Below are 20795 nucleotides of genomic sequence, written 5' to 3'. Positions count from 1 at the left end.
CGCGCCGAACGAGCGGGGCCGGCCGCACGCCGGTGGTTGCTCGCACCCCTGGGGGTGCACGTGCGGCTCCTGGCTCAGCTGCCCGTCCGGGTCAGGCGCGTGCCGCGCTCGGTGCGGCGGTAGCGGACCTCGCGGCCCGCGCGTTCGCGGGTGACCAGGCCCGCGCGCAGCAGGATGCCGAGGTGGTACGAGACCGTCGGCGCGGTGAGGTAGTGCTGCTCCGCGAGCGTGCCCGTCGTCGCGGGGGCGGTCAGCGTCGCGAGGAGGTCGGCGCGCGTGACGCCGAGCAGACGGCGCAGGTCGGCGGAGGCCGGCGGGCCGGAGGGCGCGGAGGGGACGGCGGGGTAGGTGATCACCGGCGCCCGCGGCTCCAGCTCGTAGACGGGGTCGATCGCCGCGCCGACCGCCGAGGCGACCAGGGACGGCACGAAGACGATCATCGGCGCGGGGAGCGTCACGTAGTAGCGGCTCTCGATGCTCAGCGCCCGCCCGTCCCAGCCGAGCGAAGGATGCAGCGAGGGGATCAGCTGCCCGGCGCCCTGGCGCGCCAGCGTCTGCGCACGGTGGGCGACGTCCGCCTCCAGTACGGCGCGGGCCGCGTCCCACTCCGGGGCGACGACGAGCTGCCAGTAGCGGCGCAGCTCCTCCGCCGCCTGCACGGCAAGCCGCCGTCCGCCGGCGGCGAGCAGCTCGGCGACCGCTCCGGGGCTGTCGCTCGGCGCCAGGCCGGCCAGCGGGCGGCCACGCGTCAGCGCCTCCAACTCCGCCTCGACACGCTCGGCCGGTGTCGCCGCGACCTGGTCCAGCTGCTCGGCGACGCTCGGCGCGGGGCTGTCGGGATGCGGGGAGAGGAAGTCGGGGATGTAACCGGTGCCCGTACCGGCCAGCGTGGTCAGCAGCGGCAGGCCGGGGCCGCGCAGCGCCGCCCGGGCGCGGACGAGCATCGGGCGGGCCTGCGGCCGGGGCTGGTGCGGCCACGCGAACAGGGTCGCCACGAGCTCGTGCAGCGGTGAGACGACGAACCGCGTGCGCGCCAACGCGTCCGCGTCCAGAACGACTTGGATCATCCCCGCTGTGCCCCCGTACTCTGCGCCCCCGCGCACCCACCCGCCCGAAACCTTCGAACGTGGTCGAATCGTGGCACAGTCGGTGGCCCGCCGTCAGTGCCGCGGCCCAGGCTGGGCCCATGAGACTTCTCCCCGCGACCGGGTTGGCCGTGGCGGTCACCATGACCGCGACCGTGGCCTGCGCCGCGTCGTCCCCCGCCGCGCACCCGTCGACCGACGCGGCCCGGGCACGTCCCGCGCTGACGGGCACCGCGCCCTGCCCCGACGAGGCGGACCTGATCTGCTCGACCCTCACCGTCCCGCTGGACCACAGCGGGACGGTCCGCGGCACGTTGGACCTGCGCGTGGCGGTGACGCGCAACGCCCACCCGGCCAAGGGTGATCTGGTCTTCCTGTCCGGCGGCCCCGGCCAGCCCGACGAGCCGCTGGCGCCCCGGGTGCTGCCGAGGATCCAGCCCCTGCTCGCGCAGTACCGGATCGTCTTCATCGACCAGCGCGGGACGGGCGCGAACGCGCTGCAGTGCCCGGAGCTGCAGACGCAGATGGGCTCCTCGGACCTGACCGCGCCCACCGCCGGGGCGGTCACCGACTGCGCCGCGGCGCTCGGTCCCGACCGTCGCTTCTACTCGACCGCCGACACCGTCGCCGACCTGGACGACCTGCGGCGCGCCCTCGGCGACGACCGCGTCTCCCTGGACGGTGTCTCCTACGGCACGTTCACCGCCGAGCGCTACGCCCTCGCCCACCCCGCGCACGTCTCCCGGATGGTCCTGGACTCCGTCGTCCCGCAGACCGGCTACGACGCGCTGGACCTGGCCGCGATCCAGGCCGTGCCGCGCGTGCTGCGGGCCTCCTGCGCGGCGGTGAACTGCGGCTTCGACCCGGCCGCCGACGTCGCCGCCGTCGTGCGCCACTACCACGACGGCGTCGTGCTGCTGGACACCCTCACCAGCTACGAGTTCGTCGACCCGAACTACACCGCGATGCTGACCGCCATCCACCAGGCGGCGCAGGGCTCGACGGGCGCCCTCGACGGGATCGTCGCGGGCGTGCAGCAGGGCTCGGCGGCGACCCCGGACCAGCTCAGCCAAGGACTGCACGCCTCGACACTCTGCGCCGACGGCGTCTTCCCCTGGGGCACCGGCGACACCCCCGTGGCCACGCGCCCGGCCGCCCTGGCCGCCACCCGCGACCGACTCACGCCCGTCGAGGTGGCCCCGTTCGACGCCGCCACCGCGACGGGCTTCGGCTCACTGCTGGCCTGCCTGTCCTGGCCCCGCGAGCAGGTGCCGCCGGCCCCGGCCGCGAACCGGCACATCCCGGGCAACGTCCGGGTGCTGCTGATCGGTGGCGACCGGGACCTGTCCACGCCGCTCGCCTGCCTCTACCAGGAGGCCGCGCTCGTCGCGAACGGCAAGGTCGTCGTGGTCCCGGGCGCGTCGCACTCGGTGCAGACGCACGCGGCGAGCGACCTCGGCCGCCAGGCCGCCTACGCCTTCCTGCTCGCGAGCTAACGCCGACGGCGGGCGTTCACCAGGACCGCGAGGTCGGCGTTGGTGACGACGCCGACCAGGCGGCCGGCGTCCAGGACCAGCAGCGGCGGCCGCGACAGGGCCGCGTCCAGGGTCGCGCCGGCGAGTTCCACGTCCGGCGCGGCCGTCGCGCACCCGGAGAGCGGGACGGCCACGTCCCGCACCCGCACCTGCTCGCGGAGCCGGTCCGGGACCGCGATCAGCGACCGTAGCCGTACGACACCGCTCGGGCGGCCGTCGAAGTCGACCACCGGCACCGCGCCGGTCGCGCGCCACGGGCCGCTCTCCGCCAGGCAGCGGCCCACCGACGTCCAGTCCGGCCAGGTGGGGGCGGGCGCGGTCATCACCTCGTCCACCCGGCGGCCGCGCAGCGCCATGGCGATCGTCGCGTGCTGGATCTCCGCGGCCGCCGCCAGCGCGAGGAAGCCGCCCATCGCAAGCATCCACAGCCCCACGCCGGCACCGCGCACCAGCGCGATCCAGCCACCCGCAAGCAGCAGGACGGCCAGCACCTGACCGCACCGGCCCGCCTGGCGCTCCGCGCGTTCCCGATCGCCGGCCCGCCACCACAGCAGCGCCTGCAGCACGCGCCCGCCGTCCAGGGGCGCGGCGGGCAGCAGGTTGAACACGGCGAGCAGCAGGTTCACCACGCCGCACCAGATCAGCAGCGCCGCCGGCACGTCCCACGCCAGCTGCCGCATCGCGACCCAGCCGAGGCCGAGGCCGACGCCGGCCAGCGCGAGGCTCGTCAGCGGGCCGACGAGGGCCACCCACAGCTCCCGGGCCGGCGCGGTCAGCCGCCCGATCCGGGTGACACCGCCGAGGGCCCACAGCGTCATCGAGTCCACGTTGGTCCCCGCGCGCCGAGCGGCGAGCGCGTGCGCGAGCTCGTGCGCCATCAGGCTCGCGACCAGCAGCAGGGCCCCGAGCAGGCCGGCACCCGTGTAGAAACCGCCACCCCGCCCGGGCAGCCACACGGGCAGTGTCTGCCCACCCAGCCCGAACGCCAGCACAGCAACCAGCACCGGCGCGCTCCAGTGCACCCGCACCGGTATCCCGAACAGGTGCCCGAACGGCGCCGAACCCCTCATCGCGCCCCGCCTCCTTGGCTCCTACAGGGAGTGTTCCCGAGGCAGTCCGATGGAACACAGCAGTGCGTGCAGTCGCTCGGTCGGCAGTCGCGGGTTGGCGGCCGCGGATTGGCGGCCGCGGAGGTGCCGACGATCAAGGCCACTCGATGCCCGTTTGCCGCCTGGTGGCGGTGGCCGGGCCCCGCGCGCCGCCCGGCCACCGCCGGGCGGGCGGGGGCCGCTGGTGGGAGTATCGAAACAGCCTCCGTCAGCGCCGCCGGGTTCGCTCCGCGGCTCCGCCGAGAGGCCCGAGCCGGATGGCCGGGCCGGAAGGGATGCGCACCGTGTCGAACGACGAGTTGATGGGGGACGACGTCTACCAGCCCAGCAACGACGGCGATGTCCAGGACGGCCTCGCCCAGCTGGAGCCCGAGGACACCCTCGTGGACCGCGGCCTGGAGGACGCGCTCGACGAGGGCTACGCCCCACCCGAACGGCCGCTCGCGGTCGGGAAGTACGGCAACACCGCCGCCGAGCAGCGGGACCGCGAGACGCTCGACCAGCGACTCGCCGCCGAGACGCCGGACGTGTGCGAGCCGGACGGCGACGGCATCGGCGACTGCGTCGGGACCGACGGCGAGCCGGTGGACCCGGAGGCGGGCGAGACCCGCTCCGGGCGGCTCGTGGAGAGCGACGGCTCCCGCAGCCACCTGATCGCCGCCGACGTGGGCATCTCCGGCGGTGCCGCGACCGCGGAAGAGGCCGCGATGCACACCACGGACGACCCCGAGGCGGTTCTCGGCGGGTGGTGAGCCACCCATCCGCGACCGGCGCGCGGACCCCCGGGCGACCGGTGCGCGGGCGGTGTGCGAGCGGGTGCGCGAGCGGCGCGCCGGCGTGGATGCCCCCCAGTGGCGGGAATTTGCCGCCGACCGGCCGATTTCTGTGACCTCCCGCGTTCCGTAGGGTCTCCTCTCACGTACGGATGGAACCGACGTGAGCGAGGAGCGCGGGATGGTGGGCTGGTCGGTGGAGGCCGGGCTGGTCGCGGCGGCGCGCGGCGGGCGGCAGGAGGCGCTGGACGAGCTGGTCGGACAGAGCCTGCCGCTCGTCTACAACATCGTGGGCAGGGCGCTGTCGGGCCGCGCGGACGTCGACGACGTGGTGCAGGAGACGATGCTGCGGGTGCTGCGGGGCCTGCCCGACCTGCGGGACGACTCCGCGTACCGGTCCTGGCTGGCCGCGGTCACCATGAACCAGATACGTCGGCACACCCAGGCGCGCGCGAACGCGCCGCACACGCACGAGCGCGCGCTGGACGAGCTCGCGGCGGTCGCCGATCCGGGCGCGGACTTCGAGGACCTGACGCTGACGCAGCTGGGCCTGTCGGGGCAGCGGCGTGAGACCGTCGAGGCGACGCGGTGGCTGGACCAGGACGACCGCGAGCTGCTGTCGCTGTGGTGGCTGGTGACCGCCGGGCACCTGACCCGGACGGAGCTGGCCGGCGCACTCGGTCTGGACCCGCACCACGTCACGGTCCGGGTCGGGCGGATGAAGGCGCAACTGGAGGGCGCCCGTCTGGTGGTACGCGCGCTCGCCGCCCAGCCCGGCTGCCCGGAGCTGGCCCGGACGGTGCACCTGTGGGACGGGCGGCCGAGCGCCCTGTGGCGCAAGCGACTGGCCCGGCACATGCGCGAGTGCGGGCGCTGCGGCGCGCTCGGCGCGGACCTGGTGCCGCCGGAGCGGCTGCTGGTGGGACTCGCGCTGATCCCGCTGCCGGTCGGCTATCTGGGGTGGCTGCTCAGTCGGGTCGGCGCGGGCGACCACCTGGCTGCGGCGGCGGACGCGCTCCCGTGGCACCCGGACCAGGCCCCGGACTCACACGCCACGACCCACCCGTCCGTGCCCGCCCACCAGGCCACCTGGGCGTCGCAGGAACCGCATGGACCGCATGGACCCCAGGGACCGCAGGGCCCGCACGTGCCCCAGACACCTCAGGGGCCGCACCTGCCTCAGGAACCGCAGGCGCCTCGGATACCGGGGCAGCGCCGGCCGACCTCGCACCGCCGGGCGGTCGGCGGCCACGGTCGGTTCGGGCCGTTCGCCGGCAAGCCGCTGCTGCTCGCGGCCGCCGCGACGGCGACGGTCACGGCCGCGGTCGGCGCGGGCGCGCTCCTGCTGGGCGGCGGGGGCTCGCCGGGCGCGCCGGCGGGGCTCGCCGCGGCCACCGGCACGAGGACGCACAGCGCGGCGGCCCAACCGGTCTCCGTCGCGTCGTCCGCCGCTCCCTCGCCGACCCGGAGCCCCTCGGCGAGCGCATCGGCGTCCCCGTCGCCGAGCGCCACGCCCTCGGCGACCACCGTGCCCCCGAGCCCGGACCAGGCCGCGGCCGAGCAGGTCCTGACGGTCATCAACCAGGCCCGCGCCCAGCAGGGGCTGGCACCCCTCCAGCTCAGCACGGGCCTCGGCAGCAGCTCCACCGCGCACAACCAGCGGATGGCGACCGGCTGCGGCCTCTCCCACGACTGTCCGGGCGAGGCCCAGCTGGGCAGCCGCGAGTCGGCCGCCGGCGTCCAGTGGAGCAACGCGGGCGAGAACATCGGCACCGGCGGACCGGTCTCCGACACCACCTCCGGCATCGCGGGCATGGCGGTCGGCCTGACCCGGTCCATGCTGGCGGAGCAGCCACCGGACGACGGCCACCGCAAGAACATCCTGAGCCCGGACTTCCACCACGTCGGCATCGCGGTGATGCGCGACAGCTCGGGCAACGTCTGGCTGACTCAGGACTTTTCCAACTGAGGGGGACGGCCGACCGCCAGCGCCACCGCTTCCTCGGGCGTGGCCGCCGGGCGCGGGCCGGGGGCGTCACCGCTGGGCGGGCGCAGGTCCCAGCCGGCGAGGGCGACGACGGGTTTGCCGGTGCGCAGGGCCAGCGCGATCTCGCTCATCGTGCCCCAGCTGCCACCGACGGCGATCACGGCGTCGGCCGTGCCGACGACCAGGCCGTTGCGGAGCTCGCCGAGACCGGTGGGCAGGCAGACGGTGAGGTGGGGGTTGCCGGCCGAGCGGTCGCGGCCGGGGAGCAGGCCGACGGTCGTGCCACCGGCCGCGCTCGCGCCGCGCGCGGCGGCCTCCATGACGCCGCCGAGACCGCCGCAGACGAGCACCGCGCCCGCCTCGGCGAGACGGCGGCCGACCTCCCCGGCCGTGTCGCACTCCGCAGGGGTCGCCTCACCAGGGCCGATCACCGCGACATAGGGGACGCAGGGGATGTCGCTCACGGGCCGTTGGGCGTCGGCGGCTGGATCAGGCACAGGCGCGCGCCGACCGGGTCCTGGAGCTGCGCGACGGGACCGTAGGGGGTGGGGGTGGGTCCGGAGACGACCGTGCCACCGAGCTCCACGGCGCGGGCCAGCGCGCGGGGCAGATCGGCGGTGGCGAAGAAGACGCGCCAGGCCGGTGCGGCGGGCGGGGTGCTCACGTCGGTCACCGGCTCGGGGCCGCCGATGGCCGCGACGCTGCGGTCGTCGATGCGCAGGACGACGCGCTCGTTCTCCCAGACGACCTCGGTGCGGTCGGACAGCTCCGGGTCCCAGTCCAGGACCTCGCCGTAGAAGAGGGCGGACTTGAAGGGGTCGCCGGTGCGCAGCTCGATCCAGGCGGGGACGCCGGCCAGCGCGGTCGACGCCTCGGGCAGCTCCTCCGGGCCCTGCCACAGACCGAAGCTCGCACCGTCCGGGTCCCTGGCGACGACGATGCGCCCGGCGTCGATGGCCACGGGACCGACCCCGATCGTGCCGCCCCGGTCCGCGATCCGCCGGGCGCTCTCGTGGGCGTCGCCGACCCCGAAGAAGGTGGTCCAGCCGGTGCCGAAGCCCAGCCCGCCGGCCTCGCTGATACCGGCGACCCTACGGCCGTCGACGACGACGTAGACGAACGGACCGAGGAGCTCGGGGCCCTGCTCGAACTCCCAGCCCAGCAGCCCGTGGTAGAACCGCTCGGCCTCGGCGAGGTCCCGCACGATCAGGCTGACCCACGACGGCGCGCCGTTCACCCCGCGCACCCGCGCACCGCGCACCCGGGGCCGGGCCGCCTCGGGGTCCCCCGGCTCTCCCGGCTCGCCCGGCTCTCCGGGGCCACCCGGGTCACCGGGTTCGCTCGGCTCGGCGGGCTCGGGCGGCCGCACCGGGTCCGGCGGACGCAGCGGCTCGGGACGGCCCGGTGGGCCGGGCGGCGTGGGTGCGGGCGGGACCGGTCGCGGGGGGCCCGGCCTGGGCGCGGGCTCGCTCGGCGGCGAGACGTCGGGGTCCGGATGGACCGGAATGTCTCCAGGCATCGGTGCGCCTCGCCTCCCGGATCAGCGGCGGCGCTAGTGCCACGCCCACCTTGGGTCGCTTCCGAACCATCCTACGCCGCGCCTCCGTTCCTCCCGGGGACCCCCGCACGCCGTGTCCCCGCCCGCTCGGCCCCCCGGCGCCGCGCGGGACAACCGCCGGCTCGCTGCGCCGCCTGCGGTTGCCGCCGTCCGCCGACCGGGTTACAAGGGATCATGGAACTCGTCGCGACGGAGTCCCGGGTCGGCCGTGTGGGGCGGGCCGTGTGGGCCTACATCCGCAAGGCCCCCGGCACCTACATCTGGCTGGCGATCCTCTTCGTCACCACGGTGGTGATCCGCCACGTGGACCCGCACACCGCCGACCGGATCCTGGAGCGCCACTCGACGAACCTGCACTACCTCTCCCAGCAGCCCATCCGGGTGCTGATCACCAGCGGGTTCTACATCGCGGGCGGCGGCTGGTGGTTCTACTTCGTGCTCTACAACATCTTCCACGTACCGGCCGAACGCTGGCTCGGCACCTGGCGCTGGCTGGCCGCGCTGCTGATCGCCCACGTCGGCGCCACCTACATCAGCGAGGGCGTCCTGTACTGGGCGATCCAGCACGGCATGGCGCCGGAGAGGGCACGCTTCACCCTCGACTACGGCGTCAGCTACGCCCTCGCCGGGATCGAGGCGGTGCTCGTCTACCTGATCGCGAAGCCCTGGCGCTACGTCTACCTCGTCGGGCTGCTCTTCTTCTACGGGCTCGGCGTCGTGCAGAGCCGGGACTTCACCAGCATCGGGCACTTCACCGCCGTCCTCCTCGGCCTCGCCTGCTACCCGCTGACCCGCGGCCGCCCGGGCTCCTGGGACCCGATCGCCTTCGTCCGCGACGGCTGGGCCCGCCTGCGCGGCCACCGCTCCTGACGGGCGTCCGGGCCCGAGAACCGCACTCGTGTCCAAAACGGAGTCCACGGAGTGAGACCAGACGGGGCGTCGTTTTGACTGGCCTTATTCAGCCCACATACAGTCCATGACCATGCACGCGCACCACATCTCCTCGTCCCAGCCGGCCTACCGGGTCGCGCTGTTGGCGATGTGCGCCCACAGCCTGTGCGACAACTTCTGTCGCCGCTGATGCTTCGGCGGCTCCGCCGCCCGCTGTCTTTCGTCCCGACCCCTTTCTGTCCGGGACTTCTCCCTTCAAGGCCCGGCCCTGCCGCCGCGCCTCGCCGCGTGCGCGCTCCGCCGCGCGGTCTCCCCCTGCCCGGGCCCGACGCCCGATCGAGGACATCACGATGCTTCGCCCTGCCCGAATAGCGCTATTCACTGCTGCCTCCGTCGCCCTGACCGGCTCGCTCGCCGCCTGCGGCGCCGGCTCCGGTTCCTCGGCCGGTGGCTCCTCGGACGCGTTCTCGGCCGCGAACTGCCAGGGCGGCACGCTCCGCGTGCTCGACAGCGCCAAGAACTCCAAGGGCTTCGATCCGGCCGTCCTCTACACCTCCGGGGGCGGCGCGATCCCGCGCCTGCTCTTCCGCACCCTGACGACCCGCCAGAGCGTGCCCGGCGTCGACGGCACCAAGGTCGTACCGGACCTGGCCACCGACACCGGCAAGCCGAGCGAGAACGCCACCGTCTGGACCTACCACCTCAAGGCGGGGCTGAAGTTCGCCGACGGCACCCCGATCACCTCCGCCGACGTCAAGTACGGCGTCGAGCGCTCCTTCTCGCCGCAGCTCGCGGGCGGGCCGCCCTACCTGCGCGACTGGCTCGTCGGCGGCGCCGACTACCAGGGCCCCTACGGCAGCGGCAACACCGACCTCGCCTCGATCGCCACGCCCGACGCGAGCACCATCGTCTTCCACCTGCGCAAGAGCGAGGGCGACTTCCCCTACCTGGCGGCCGAGACGCAGTTCGCACCCGTGCCCAAGGCGAAGGACACCGGCAAGGAGTACAACGCCGACCCCGTCTCCTCCGGCCCGTACACCATCGCCGGCTTCACCAAGGGCCGTGAGCTCGACCTCGTCCGCAACCCCTACTGGTCGCGCAGCACCGACCAGCAGCGCCTGGCCTGCCCGGACCGGATCGACGTCTCGCTCGGCCTCTCCCCCGCCGTCATCAACCAGCGCCTGAGCTCCTCGGTGGGCCAGGACGCCAACGCCATCACCACCGACACCTCGCTCGACGCGCCCACCCTGGCCCGGGTCTCGGCCGACCCGGCGCTCAAGAAGCGCGTGGTGACCGGCAAGTTCCCGCAGATCTACTACCTGGCCTTCAACCTCAAGAAGGCTCCGTTCGACAACCAGCTGGTGCGCGAGGCGCTCTCCTACGCCGTCGACCGCACCGCACTCGTCAACGCCGAGGGCGGCACCCAGCTGGCGGTGCCCAGCACCACGTTCACCCCCGAGAGCCTGACGGCGGCTCACCAGGACTACGACGACTTCCCCGCGGGCGCGACCGGGAACCCGGAGAAGGCCAAGCAGCTGCTGGCCCAGGCCGGACACCCGAACGGCATCACCGTACCGCTCGCCTACGACACCGACGACACGAGCACCGGCGCGCCCGCCGCGACCGCGCTGCAGCAGGCCTTCGCCAAGGCAGGCATCACCCTGCAGCTCCAGCCGCTCAGCGACGCCGACTTCTCCGGCACGGTCAACACCCCGGCCACGCAGCCCGCGCTGACGCTGACCAGCTGGGGCGCCGACTGGCCGAGCGGCGGCCCGTTCCTGACGCCGATCTTCGACGGCCGTCAGATCGTCACCGGCGGCGGCAACTTCAACCTGGCCCAGTACAACGACCCCGCCGTCAACGCGCAGATCGACAAGATCAACCAGATCACCGACTACGCCGCCGCGCAGAAGCAGTGGGCCGCGCTGGACGCGCAGCTGGGCAAGCTGGCCCTGACCGTGCCGCTCTACGAGGAGGCCACCAGCGTCCTTACCGGCTCGCACGTCAAGAACGCCTACCTGGACCAGTGGCGCGGCTGGTACGACATTGCCACGGTGTCGGTCAAGTGACTCTCACCGACACTCGAACCGGTACCCCCGCCGAGTCGGTCGCCGCGCCCGCAGGGCAGCGGCCGGCCGGCGGGCCGGCCGCGGTGTGGGCCCGCCTGTGGGCCCTGCGCAGCGGGCGGGCCGCCCTGGTCGCGGTCGGCCTGCTCGTCCTCGTCGCCCTGACCGCACCCTGGCTCGCCGCGCTGGAGGGCCAGGACCCGAACAGCTTCCACGACACCCTGCTCAACTCGGCCTCCGGCGGCAGCCCGAACGGCGCCTTCGGCGGGATCGGTGCCCAGCACTGGCTCGGCGTCGAACCCACCACCGGCCGCGACCTGTTCGCCCGCCTCGTCTACGGCGCCCGGGTCTCCCTCGGCGTGGCCGTGGGCGCGACGCTGGGCCAGCTGCTGCTGGGCCTGCTCGTCGGCCTGGCCGCCGGGCTGGCCAACCGAGGGCGGGGCGGACGCTGGGCCGATGCGCTGCTCAGCCGGGTCACCGACCTGGCGCTGGCGCTGCCCACGTTCTTCTTCTCCATCGCGCTGCTGGCGGTGGTCCCGCCATCCTTCCCGCGGCCGCTGCTGCTCGGACTGATCCTCAGCGGCCTGGGCTGGGCCCCGATCGCCCGGATCGTCCGGGCCGAGACGCGGGTGCTGCGCGAACGCGAGTACGTCGCCGCCGCGGTGCTGACCGGCGCGAGCACCTGGCGCATCGCGCGTCGCGAGATCCTGCCGGGCCTCGTGGCTCCGGTGGCCACCTACACGGCGATCGTGCTGCCGCAGAACATGGTGGCCGAGGCGGGCCTGTCCTTCCTGGGCCTCGGCGTCCGGCCGCCCACGTCCTCATGGGGGCAGATGCTGTCGACCGCGACCACCTGGTTCCAGGTCGACCCGACGTACGTGCTGGTCCCGGCGCTCACCCTGCTCGTCTGCGTGCTCACCTTCGCCGGCCTCGGCGAGGCGCTGCGCGTGGCGTTCGACCCCAAGGCCCCGGTCCCGACCCGTACACGCCGCATCCGCATCCGCCGCAAGGCGGCGAAGGCCGCGGGGGCCGCGCAGGCCCCGGCCCGGCCGGTCGGCGCGACGACCACCGCGCCCGAGGCCGGCCACCCCGCAGTCGCCACCGCCGTCCCGAGCCAGAAGGGCGAGGCCCGATGATCCGCTTCCTGCTCCGCCGCCTGCTCGGCGCGGCCGCCGTGCTGCTGGCCCTCGCGGCCCTCACCTACCTGCTCTTCTACGCCATGCCCGGCGACCCGGCACAGCTCGCCTGCGGCAAGAGCTGCACCTCGGACCAGCTCGCCCAGGTGCGGCACGCGCTCGGCACCGACCAGCCGCTCGCGCGGCAGTTCTGGACGTTCCTGACCACGCTCGTCCTGGGCCACGGCTTCAGCACCGGTCCGAGCACCGTCTGGTGCTCCGCGCCCTGCCTCGGCTACTCGTACCAGAGCAACGAGCCCGTCACCCAGATGCTCGTCGAACGCCTGCCCGTCGACGTGTCGCTCGCGCTGGGCTCGGCCGCGCTGTGGCTGCTCATCGGCGTCGGCACCGGCCTGTTCGCCGCGTTGCGGCCCGGCCGCTGGCGCGACCGGGTGACCAACACCGTGGTGCTGACCCTGGGATCGACCCCGGTGTTCGTCATGGCGCTGCTGCTGCTCATGGGCGCCTGCGTCTGGCTGCAGGTACTGCCGTTCCCGAACTACGTGCCGCTGACCGACGATCCGGCGCAGTGGGCGCAGAACCTGCTGCTGCCGTGGCTGGCCATCGCCCTGGTCAGCGCGGCCGGCTACACCCGGCTCACCCGGGCCGGCGTGCTGGAGACGCTCAACCAGGACCACATCCGCACCCTGCGCGCCTACGGCTACCCCGAGCGCCGCATCGTGCTGCGCCACGCCGTGCGCGGCGCACTGCCGACGGTGGTGACGGTGGCCGCCATGGACATCGGCATGGTGCTGGCCGGGGCCGTGTTCACCGAGACCATGTTCGGCCTGCCCGGCCTCGGCAAGCTGGCCGTGGAGTCGGCGAGCACCGTCGACCTGCCGGTGGTCTGCGGGATCACCCTGCTGGCCGGCGCACTGATCGTCGTCGCCAACACCGCCGCCGACCTGCTGCACGCGGCGCTCGACCCCCGAGTCAGGATCTGACCATGACCGACCCCGTTCTGCAGGTCTCCCCCGATCTGCCGGTCTCCCCCGCTGTCCAGGTCTCCCCCGTCCTACAGGTTCGGGACCTCCGCGTGGTCCACCCCGGACCGGTCACCGCGCTCGACGGGCTCTCCTTCGACCTGGCGCCCGGGCAGGTGCTGGGCCTGGTCGGCGAGTCGGGCTCCGGGAAGTCGGCGGCCGCGCTCGCGCTGCTCGGTCTGCACCGCCGCACGGCCACGACCGTCACCGGCGAGATCCTGCTGCACCGCCCGGACCGCCCGGTCCTGGACGTCAACGCGGCGAGCGACGCCGAGCTGCGCACCGCGCGCGGCCCGGAACTCGCCATGGTCTTCCAGGAGCCGCTGACCAGCCTCGATCCGTACCGCCGGATCGGCACCCAGATCGCCACCGCCTACCGGCTGCACACCGGCGCCTCGCGCCCCGAGGCGAGGCAGCGCACTGCGGAGGTGCTGGAGCGGGTCGGCATCGACCCGAAGCGGGCTCGCGACTACCCGCACCAGTTCTCCGGGGGCATGCGCCAGCGCGTGCTGATCGCGATGGCGCTGGCGCTGCGGCCCCGCGTCCTGGTCGCGGACGAGCCGACGACCGCGCTCGACGTCACCGTCCAGGCGCAGATCCTGCGCCTGCTGGACGAGTTGCGCGCGGAGACGGGCATGGCGCTGGTGCTGGTCAGCCACGACGTGGGTGTGGTCGGCGGATTGGCCGACGAGGTCGTCGTGCTGCGGCAGGGCCGGCCCGTCGAGCGCGGCGCCACGGGGCGCCTGCTCGGCGCACCCGAACACCCCTACACCCGGCAGCTGTTGGAGGCGGTCCCGCGCCTCGACGCGCCGCTGCCCGAACGAAAGGCGCCCGCCGCCGACGACGTGCTCGTCTCCGTCGAGGGCCTGCGGGTCGACTTCGGCTCCGTGCGGGCCCTGCGCGGCGTCGATCTGACGGTGCGTCGGGGCGAGACGCTGGGGATCGTCGGCGAGTCCGGTTCCGGCAAGTCGACGCTCGGTCGCACGCTCGTGCGCCTGCAGGATCCCACTGCCGGTGCCGTCCGGTTCGAGGGCGCGGACCTCGCCGCCTGGCGCGGGCGTGAGTTGCGGCGCCGCCGGCACGAGCTGCAGATGGTCTTCCAGGACCCGACCTCCTCGCTCAACCCCCGCCGCCTGATCGGCGACTCCGTCGCCGAGCCGCTGCGGGTGCAGGGCGGCCACGACGAGGCCGCGCTGCGCGCCGAGGCCGTCGGCCTGCTGGAACGCGTCGGCCTGAGCGCCGAGCACGCGGACCGCTACCCCCACCAGCTCTCCGGCGGCCAGCGCCAGCGCGCAGCGATCGCCCGCGCGCTGATCCTGCGCCCCAAGCTGATCGTCTGCGACGAGCCGGTCTCGGCGCTCGACGTCACCACCCAGGCCCAGGTCGTCGCGCTGCTGCGGGAGCTGCGGGAGGAGTTCGAGCTGACGCTCGTCTTCATCGCCCACGACCTGGCCGTGGTCCGCTCGGTCAGCGACCGCGTGGCGGTGATGCGCGGCGGCGAGGTCGTCGAGACCCTGGCCGCGGCGGAGCTGACGCGGCCCCGGCACGAGTACACCCGCGCGCTGCTCGACGCGGTCCCGCGTCTGGAGGCGGTCGTGAGTCCCGGCTGAGTGTCGGTGGCGCCGTGCACACTGTCCGCCATGGGATACGACCTGCGGATCACGCGCGCGGCATGGCAGACCCGCAGCGCGGAGTACCCGATCTCCGCGCGCGAGTGGCAGGCGGTCGTCGACGCCGGGCTGCCGGAGTCGCTCGCGGACACGGAGTTCATCTGCCACGCCGGCCAGGTCCGCACGGGTGCGTACACCGTCGACTCCGGCGCGCTGGCCGAGGTCGCCCGGCGGCTCGGCGCGCGGCTGCTGGGGGACGACGAGGAGGAGTACTTCTGCGACGGCTCCTTCGCGCACTCCGACCCGGGCCTGCGGCCCGACCTCCTCGTGCGACCGCTCGACGTCGAGGAGGTCGCGCCCGCCTGGGAGTCGCTGCTGTCCTGGGAGGACTGCGAGGACCAGCACCCGGTGTCAGGGCAGGCGTGGCGTGCGTTCACGCGGATCGCCGAGCGCGAGGTCGCGGCCCCCGGCGCGCAGCGCCTCACCGTCCGGGTGGGCGCGGCCACGCTCGTGCTGGCCCGGTGGTTCGAGACACCGGGCGGCGCGCCGGTCGAGGTCGCGTGCACGCTCCACTACGACCAGCCGCTGGGCAAGTTCGCCGACTCCCACGAGGTGGGGCACCCGCCGGGGCCCTGGCTCGACCGGATCGCCGCGCGCCCGGAATGGGTTGCCCTCCACGGGATGCTGCCGACGGCGTTCACCCTGGCCGGGGAGCCGGTCCACAGCTCACGGATGCTGAGGGCCCGTCACTGCCCCACAAACGAGTAGCTGCGGTAGAAGAGCGTGTTCTGCGGCCCGACGGACGTCTGCGTGGAGAGATAGTCGTTGTGGCCCGAGCAGTCCGTCGACCGGTAGAGCCGCATGTCCGCGAGCGTGCCGTCCTGGACCGCGTTGACGCCCCCGGGGATGAACCGGTGGCAGTACGTGTCACCCGGATTGGAGATGACCTGCACGAGGTTCCCGTTGGTCGCCACGACGGTCCCCTGCGGCGGGTCCGAGCACCCCGCCAGTGCCACGACGAGCACGGCCCCGCCCACGAGGACGGCGACTGATCGGCTGCGGGACATCGTTGTTCCTCCCGGTGCTCGGTGGCGCGGCTGCGCGGGCCCTGCGACCCTGCGGCCCTGCTCCCGACGCTAGGCGCGACCCGCCCGCGCCGCAGCCCGGTCGCTGCCGTCCGGGTGAGCGCCCCGGTGAGCGGGCCCGCGTGGCGGGGGGCCGCGCACTGCGCGAAGGTGGAGTGAGCTGACCCTCTTTGGAGGCTGAGATGAGCGACCACACCTATCGCGTCACGGAGATCGTCGGCACGTCGTCGGAGGGCGTCGACGCCGCGATCCGCAGCGGTCTGGCCCGCGCCGCCCGGACCCTGCACGGTCTGGACTGGTTCGAGGTCACCCAGATCCGCGGCGCCATCGAGGACGGCGAGGTCAAGCAGTACCAGGTTGGCCTGAAGGTCGGCTTCCGCCTCGACTAGAGCCCGTCCCCGGCCGGGTCCTCGGCCGCGCGCCGGTCACACCCCGTCCACCGCCGGCACCGCGACCGAACCGAAGGTGACCGCCGTGCGCGCGTCCGCGCCGCCGGACGGGTCGTCGTCGGTGACCGGGGTGACCTTGCCCGTCGCGTCGACGGTGAAGAGCAGCGCGTGACCCGCCGGCACCTCCGCCGGGGCCGGGCGCGCGGTGATGCGCGCGCCCGAGGCGTAGCGGGCGGACGCCGAGCCGCCGGCGAGGGCGCCCTCGAACAGGACCGCGCCCGTGGCGGCCGCGACCGGGGTGTCGTCCCACGGGGCCCGGCCCAGGTGGTAGACGGGCAAGCCCTGGCCGTCGATCACGCTGGAGGCCAGTGCGTTGAACTCGTCGTCGTCGCCGAGCAGGAAGACCGAGGTGAGGCCGAGCTCCTCCGCGCCGGTCTCGGTGACGGCGGCCAGCAGCTCGCCCTCGGCGAGCTCCAGACCGGCGGCCGCCACCCGCTCGCGGTCGCCCCGGCGTCCGGCCCACACCAGCACCTCCACGCCCGCTTCGCGCAGCGCCAGCGCCAGGTCCACGACCCATGGCGCACCGCCCACCAGCAGCGGGCGGGACCGCGCCGGCCGCACGACGTGCAGACGCCGGGCCACCGGCAGGGCCGTGAGGCCGTAGAGCGTCACCGTGGCGACGATGACGACGAAGGTCGCGGGCAGGATCTTGTCCGCGCCGCCGATCCCCGCGTCGGTGAGGCCGCTGGAGAAGGTCGCCGCGGTCGAGGCCGCGACGATGCCGCGCGGCGCCATCCAGGCCAGGAAGCCGCGCTCGCCCCGGGCCAGATCCGTTCCCAGGGTGGAGAGTTCCGCCACCACCGGCCGCACCACCGCCACCAGGACGGCCGCCAGGCCCAGCGCGGGCAGCACGACGTGGTGCAGCGAGGTGGGCGTGACGGAGGCGGAGATGGAGATGAACAGCAGGCCCACCACGAGCGAGACCAGCGTCTCGAAGAAGGGTTGACGCGCCGGCAGGTCGTAACGCGGGAGCGTGGCCACGGCCACGCCCATCACGATCGCGGCGACCAGCCCCGCGTCGTCCCGGAACGCGTCGCACAGCGCCGCGACCCCGACGACCGTGGCGAGCTGCGCGGTGGTGCCGAGGATCTCGCCCAGCCGCAGCACGCTCAGCAGCCACCACAGCACCACCGCGCCCAGCAGGCCGCCCGCCAGGCCGACCAAGGTGCTGGCCAGGAACTCGCCCACGGCGCCGGGCAGGGTATGGCCCCGATCGGAGACGAGGGCACCGTAGACCAGCGCGCCGAGGATGCCGCCGACCGCGTCGATCAGCGTGCCCTCCCAGAGCAGGACGCGCCGCACTCGCTCGGTGGGCCGGACGAAGGCGAGCAGCGGCCCGACCACCGTCGGGCCGGAGACCACGAGCACGGCGCCCAGCATGGTCGCGGCCTGCCCGCTCATCCCCAGCATCAGCGAGGCGAGGAACGCCGCGGAGGGCAGAGTCAGCCCGGCACCCAACCAGACCAGCCGCAGCACCGTCCGCCGGGTGTGCCCGGTGAGGCGACGCAGATCCAGCCCGAGACCGGCGTCGTAGAGGATGACGGCGACCGCCAGGGAGACCAGCGGCGCGAACGACGGGCCGATGAGCTTGTCCGGGTGCACCGAGTCGGTGGCGACGCCGGCGACGAACCCGGCGGGCAGCAGCACGATGATGGCCGGGATCCGCAGCCGCGAGGCGAGGATCTGCGAGCCGACCGCGAGCACCACGGTCAGTCCGGCGCCCACCAGGACCTGCTGGGACGTCAGCACCCCGCGCGCTCCCTCCGTGCCTGCCTCCGGTCCTCCCGATGCTCACACGCGCCCGTGGCGGCGGCGACTCGGCTCACCCGGACGGCGCAGTGCGACCCGGTGCGACCCGGTGCAACGGCGCGGAAACCGCCGCGAAACCTGTGTCGACTTGTCTGTATGTCGTGAGAATCATCGTCGACGACCTGTCAGGCCCCGCCATCGCCGCGTTCCTGGAGGAGCACGTGCAGCAGATGCGGGAGATCTCCCCGCCGGAGAGCAAGCACGCGCTGGACCTCGAGGGCCTGCGCCGCCCTGGGATCACCTTCTGGTCCCTGTACGACGGCGAGGAGCTCGTCGGCTGCGGCGCGCTCAAGCGGATCGACGCCGAGCACGCCGAGCTCAAGTCGATGCGCACGGCCGTCGCGCGCAAGCGCGGCGGCGTCGCCTCGCGGCTGCTGGAGCACATCCTCGCCGAGGCTCGGCGGAGCGGCTTCACCCGGGTCAGCCTGGAGACCGGCTCGGCGGAGTTCTTCCTGCCCGCGCGGCGCCTCTACGCCAAGTTCGGCTTCGCCGACTGCCCGCCGTTCGGCGACTACCGGCCCGATCCGCTGAGCACCTTCATGACCCGCACCCTGTCATGACCCGCACGCGGTCATGACTCGCCGAGGTCGGTCGACAGGCGCTCCAGCGCGTCGAGCCGGCACTGCAGGGTGGGGTGCGTCGAGAAGAGCCTGGCGAGCGTCGACTCGCCCTGGCCGTCACCCTCGTCCCCCGGGCCGGACGGCGCCGGGGCGAACAGGAACGCGCTGAAGGCCTGGGCCGTGCGCAGGTCCCTGGTCGGGATCCGGCCGGACGCGCCGGTCACCTTGACCAGCGCGGACGCCAGCGCGGAGGGCTTGCCGGTCAGCTGCGCGGCCGAGCGGTCCGCGGCGAGCTCCCGGTAGCGCGACAGCGCGCGGATCATGACGAAGCTCAGCGCGTACACCGCCGCCGAGACCGCCACCACGGCCGCCATCAGCAGCGCCGTGTTCTGGTCCCGGCGTCCCTTGCCACCGATCAGGCCCGAGTAGAAGCCGACCCGCACCGCCAGTCCGGCCAGCACCCCGAGGAACGACGCGACGGTGATCACCGCGACGTCCCGGTGCGCGATGTGCGAGAGCTCGTGCGCCAGCACGGCGTCGAGCTCGTCGTTCTCCATCCGGCGCAGCAGGCCCGTGGTGACGCAGAGCACGGCGTGGTCGGCGTTGCGGCCGGTCGCAAAGGCGTTCGGCAGGTCGGAGTCGGCGATGGCCAGACGGGGCTTGGGCATGTCGGCGAGGGCGCACAGCCGGTCGACGGCGCCGTGCAGCCGAGGCTCCTCCTCGGCGGTGACCTCGCGGCCCTTCATGGCGAAGAGGGCCATCCGGTCCGAGAACCAGAACTGCGACGCGAGCAGGCCGCCCACGACCACCACGACGAGCACCGCCGACTTCAGCAGCACGACCAGCACCGCCGCGAAGACCACGTACAGCAACCCGAGCAGGAACACCACGGTGACCATGCGCACCGTGAGCTGGCGGTCCGGGGCGAAGCGGGACCGGGAGCGAGGAGAAGTGGAGTCAGACCGCACGGTGATCGCCTCCGTGAGAGCACCGAACCGCGCGCCGGCACTGTCCGTGCCGGACGCCTCCAGAGTAGGCGCGTCGGCGGCGGAACGGACAGATTCGCGGCGCACTCTCACCGTTCGGTCCGATCCGGCGACCGACGGACGAGCCCTGGTCGACCGACGGGCGGGTGTCAGACCCTGCGGCTAGATTGCCAGGAAGATCAACCCGAGAGGCCGACGGCACGGCCGGGAGAGACGACGATGCGCGATCCGCAACAGCCGGCCCGGGCTCAGGCCCAGGCCACCGCCCGACGCCGGGCACCGGCCCACGAGGAGGCCCGCACGCCCGGCTGGGTCCGGCGCCTGCTGGGCCGCGTCCGGCGCGTCCCACGCGACGGACGGGCGGCGCTGCGGTGCTTCGACGCGGGCTCGCTGCGACGCGGGCGCCGTGGCGGTGTCGACCCGCGCTCGCTGGTGTTCGCGGCGGTGGACCTGGAGACGACGGGCCTGGAGCCGGGCGTGGACCGGGTCTGCGAGATCGGCGTGGTGCTCTTCCGCGCGGACGGGTCGGTGCTGGGCGAGTACACCACCCTCGTCGACCCGCAGCGCCCGATGGCCGCCACGGCCATCCACGGCATAGCCGCCGACCAGGTCGTCGACGCGCCGACGTTCGCCCAGCTCGCGCCTGGGCTGGAGCGGCTGCTCGCCGGCACGGTGGTGGTCGCCCACAACCTGGCGTTCGAGGACGCGTTCCTGGCGGCGGAGTTCCGCGCGGCGGGGCGGCCGGTGCCGCGCTGGCCCGGACTGTGCACGCTGGTCACCGCCCGCGCACAGCTGGCCGGCCCCGGCTTCGGCCTCGCCGCGCTCCACCGCAGCCTCACCGCGACCTCGTTCACCGCCGCCCACACCGCGCTCGGCGACAGCCGTGCCACGGCGGAGCTGCTGACCGCGCTCCTGCGCCAGTCCCCCGCTCCCCTGCGCTACCGCGGCCGACGGCCGGGCCGCCCCGTCCCCGGGCCGGTCCCCGCCCCGCACCTCTTCCGTCCCCGCACCCACGCCCCCGACCCGTCCGCCACCCCGAACCCCGCCCCGGACACGCCGCACACCTGGCGCCCGCGCGAGCTGACTCCCCGCTGGGGCCCCGCGCCGCGTTGACCGGGCCGCTTTCCGGCGAGG

At 74.4% G+C, this 20795-nt stretch carries 19 protein-coding genes; 12 read left to right on the top strand and 7 right to left on the bottom strand.

Annotated elements, in window-relative coordinates:
• Nucleotides 1-74: 74 nt before the first annotated feature.
• Entirely contained in the window at nucleotides 75-1067 is a 993-nt protein-coding gene (locus BMY61_RS32655; protein ID WP_042450891.1) for an ArsR/SmtB family transcription factor, read from the bottom strand.
• Nucleotides 1068-1186: 119 nt separating this feature from the next.
• Between BMY61_RS32655 and BMY61_RS32650 the strand changes: the two genes are divergently transcribed.
• Nucleotides 1187-2581, top strand: coding sequence for an alpha/beta fold hydrolase (locus tag BMY61_RS32650; RefSeq protein WP_143094641.1), 1395 nt, complete (start codon nucleotides 1187-1189; stop codon nucleotides 2579-2581).
• On the opposite strand, the gene BMY61_RS32645 is transcribed toward BMY61_RS32650, so the two are convergent.
• Nucleotides 2578-3690, bottom strand: coding sequence for a site-2 protease family protein (locus tag BMY61_RS32645; protein ID WP_042450893.1), 1113 nt, complete (start codon nucleotides 3688-3690; stop codon nucleotides 2578-2580). The two genes, BMY61_RS32650 and BMY61_RS32645, sit on opposite strands and share 4 nt — an antisense overlap.
• A 323-nt stretch (nucleotides 3691-4013) precedes the next feature.
• On the opposite strand from BMY61_RS32645, the gene BMY61_RS32640 reads away from it, so the two are divergent.
• Complete coding sequence (locus tag BMY61_RS32640) at nucleotides 4014-4481, top strand: DUF5709 domain-containing protein (protein ID WP_042451003.1); 468 nt, start codon at nucleotides 4014-4016, stop codon at nucleotides 4479-4481.
• Nucleotides 4482-4665: 184 nt separating this feature from the next.
• Nucleotides 4666-6471 carry a sigma-70 family RNA polymerase sigma factor gene (locus BMY61_RS32635; protein WP_244904228.1) on the top strand — a complete coding sequence of 602 codons (1806 nt, stop codon included), beginning with the start codon at nucleotides 4666-4668 and terminating at the stop codon, nucleotides 6469-6471.
• Here BMY61_RS32635 and BMY61_RS32630 read toward each other — a convergent pair.
• A complete protein-coding gene (locus BMY61_RS32630) occupies nucleotides 6453-6953 on the bottom strand; it encodes a TIGR00725 family protein (protein WP_082015189.1) in 501 nt (166 codons plus the stop codon). The genes BMY61_RS32635 and BMY61_RS32630 overlap by 19 nt on opposite strands.
• Nucleotides 6950-8008 (bottom strand): VOC family protein, encoded by a 1059-nt coding sequence (locus tag BMY61_RS32625; RefSeq protein WP_176573051.1) that lies wholly within the window; start codon nucleotides 8006-8008, stop codon nucleotides 6950-6952. Before BMY61_RS32625 ends, BMY61_RS32630 begins: the two co-directional genes overlap by 4 nt.
• Before the next feature lie 213 nt (nucleotides 8009-8221).
• On the opposite strand from BMY61_RS32625, the gene BMY61_RS32620 reads away from it, so the two are divergent.
• From BMY61_RS32620 to BMY61_RS32595, 6 genes are all read left to right on the top strand, one after another.
• Nucleotides 8222-8917, top strand: coding sequence for a rhomboid-like protein (locus BMY61_RS32620; RefSeq protein WP_042450896.1), 696 nt, complete (start codon nucleotides 8222-8224; stop codon nucleotides 8915-8917).
• A gap of 371 nt (nucleotides 8918-9288) precedes the next feature.
• A complete protein-coding gene (locus BMY61_RS32615; RefSeq protein WP_042450898.1) occupies nucleotides 9289-11007 on the top strand; it encodes an ABC transporter substrate-binding protein in 1719 nt (572 codons plus the stop codon).
• The gene (locus BMY61_RS32610) at nucleotides 11004-12140 is read left to right on the top strand and encodes an ABC transporter permease (RefSeq protein ID WP_063773295.1); all 1137 of its coding nucleotides are present in this window, start codon (nucleotides 11004-11006) and stop codon (nucleotides 12138-12140) included. The genes BMY61_RS32615 and BMY61_RS32610 overlap by 4 nt, the downstream gene beginning before the upstream one ends.
• Entirely contained in the window at nucleotides 12137-13123 is a 987-nt protein-coding gene (locus tag BMY61_RS32605) for an ABC transporter permease (RefSeq protein WP_042450899.1), read from the top strand. Before BMY61_RS32610 ends, BMY61_RS32605 begins: the two co-directional genes overlap by 4 nt.
• 2 nt (nucleotides 13124-13125) lie before the next feature.
• A complete protein-coding gene (locus tag BMY61_RS32600) occupies nucleotides 13126-14772 on the top strand; it encodes a dipeptide ABC transporter ATP-binding protein (protein ID WP_042450901.1) in 1647 nt (548 codons plus the stop codon).
• Between the two features lie 30 nt (nucleotides 14773-14802).
• Nucleotides 14803-15540, top strand: a complete 738-nt coding sequence (locus tag BMY61_RS32595) for a hypothetical protein (RefSeq protein ID WP_143094640.1) — start codon at nucleotides 14803-14805, stop codon at nucleotides 15538-15540.
• On the opposite strand, the gene BMY61_RS32590 is transcribed toward BMY61_RS32595, so the two are convergent.
• Complete coding sequence (locus BMY61_RS32590; RefSeq protein ID WP_075004158.1) at nucleotides 15519-15839, bottom strand: hypothetical protein; 321 nt, start codon at nucleotides 15837-15839, stop codon at nucleotides 15519-15521. The two genes, BMY61_RS32595 and BMY61_RS32590, sit on opposite strands and share 22 nt — an antisense overlap.
• Before the next feature lie 200 nt (nucleotides 15840-16039).
• Between BMY61_RS32590 and BMY61_RS32585 the strand changes: the two genes are divergently transcribed.
• Nucleotides 16040-16246: a dodecin gene (locus BMY61_RS32585; protein ID WP_042450906.1), complete on the top strand. Its 207-nt coding sequence runs from the start codon at nucleotides 16040-16042 to the stop codon at nucleotides 16244-16246.
• 36 nt (nucleotides 16247-16282) lie between these two features.
• On the opposite strand, the gene BMY61_RS32580 is transcribed toward BMY61_RS32585, so the two are convergent.
• Nucleotides 16283-18052, bottom strand: a complete 1770-nt coding sequence (locus BMY61_RS32580; protein ID WP_236656110.1) for a cation:proton antiporter — start codon at nucleotides 18050-18052, stop codon at nucleotides 16283-16285.
• A 164-nt stretch (nucleotides 18053-18216) separates the two neighbouring features.
• Between BMY61_RS32580 and BMY61_RS32575 the strand changes: the two genes are divergently transcribed.
• A complete protein-coding gene (locus BMY61_RS32575; protein WP_042450908.1) occupies nucleotides 18217-18675 on the top strand; it encodes a GNAT family N-acetyltransferase in 459 nt (152 codons plus the stop codon).
• A gap of 11 nt (nucleotides 18676-18686) precedes the next feature.
• Here the strand turns inward: BMY61_RS32575 and htpX are convergent, their stop codons facing one another.
• Nucleotides 18687-19643, bottom strand: a complete 957-nt coding sequence (gene htpX / locus BMY61_RS32570; RefSeq protein ID WP_269083974.1) for a zinc metalloprotease HtpX — start codon at nucleotides 19641-19643, stop codon at nucleotides 18687-18689.
• A gap of 237 nt (nucleotides 19644-19880) precedes the next feature.
• Here htpX and BMY61_RS44430 point away from each other — a divergent pair, with 237 nt between their 5' ends.
• Nucleotides 19881-20774 carry a 3'-5' exonuclease gene (locus BMY61_RS44430; protein WP_052438915.1) on the top strand — a complete coding sequence of 298 codons (894 nt, stop codon included), beginning with the start codon at nucleotides 19881-19883 and terminating at the stop codon, nucleotides 20772-20774.
• Nucleotides 20775-20795: the final 21 nt, after the last annotated feature.

Source organism: Streptacidiphilus jiangxiensis (assembly GCF_900109465.1).
Taxonomy (GTDB): domain Bacteria; phylum Actinomycetota; class Actinomycetes; order Streptomycetales; family Streptomycetaceae; genus Streptacidiphilus; species Streptacidiphilus jiangxiensis.
This window is presented reverse-complemented; position numbering and strand designations above follow the sequence as displayed.

Excerpts from the sequence above, each read along its gene's own strand:
- BMY61_RS32655 (WP_042450891.1), bottom strand. The coding sequence starts at position 1,067 with ATGATCCAAGTCGTTCTGGACGCGGACGCGTTGGCGCGCACGCGGTTC.
- BMY61_RS32650 (WP_143094641.1), top strand. The coding sequence starts at position 1,187 with ATGAGACTTCTCCCCGCGACCGGGTTGGCCGTGGCGGTCACCATGACC.
- BMY61_RS32645 (WP_042450893.1), bottom strand. The coding sequence starts at position 3,690 with ATGAGGGGTTCGGCGCCGTTCGGGCACCTGTTCGGGATACCGGTGCGG.
- BMY61_RS32625 (WP_176573051.1), bottom strand. The coding sequence starts at position 8,008 with ATGCCTGGAGACATTCCGGTCCATCCGGACCCCGACGTCTCGCCGCCG.
- BMY61_RS32620 (WP_042450896.1), top strand. The coding sequence starts at position 8,222 with ATGGAACTCGTCGCGACGGAGTCCCGGGTCGGCCGTGTGGGGCGGGCC.
- BMY61_RS32615 (WP_042450898.1), top strand. The coding sequence starts at position 9,289 with ATGCTTCGCCCTGCCCGAATAGCGCTATTCACTGCTGCCTCCGTCGCC.
- BMY61_RS32605 (WP_042450899.1), top strand. The coding sequence starts at position 12,137 with ATGATCCGCTTCCTGCTCCGCCGCCTGCTCGGCGCGGCCGCCGTGCTG.
- BMY61_RS32600 (WP_042450901.1), top strand. The coding sequence starts at position 13,126 with ATGACCGACCCCGTTCTGCAGGTCTCCCCCGATCTGCCGGTCTCCCCC.
- BMY61_RS32595 (WP_143094640.1), top strand. The coding sequence starts at position 14,803 with ATGGGATACGACCTGCGGATCACGCGCGCGGCATGGCAGACCCGCAGC.
- BMY61_RS32590 (WP_075004158.1), bottom strand. The coding sequence starts at position 15,839 with ATGTCCCGCAGCCGATCAGTCGCCGTCCTCGTGGGCGGGGCCGTGCTC.
- BMY61_RS32585 (WP_042450906.1), top strand. The coding sequence starts at position 16,040 with ATGAGCGACCACACCTATCGCGTCACGGAGATCGTCGGCACGTCGTCG.
- BMY61_RS44430 (WP_052438915.1), top strand. The coding sequence starts at position 19,881 with ATGCGCGATCCGCAACAGCCGGCCCGGGCTCAGGCCCAGGCCACCGCC.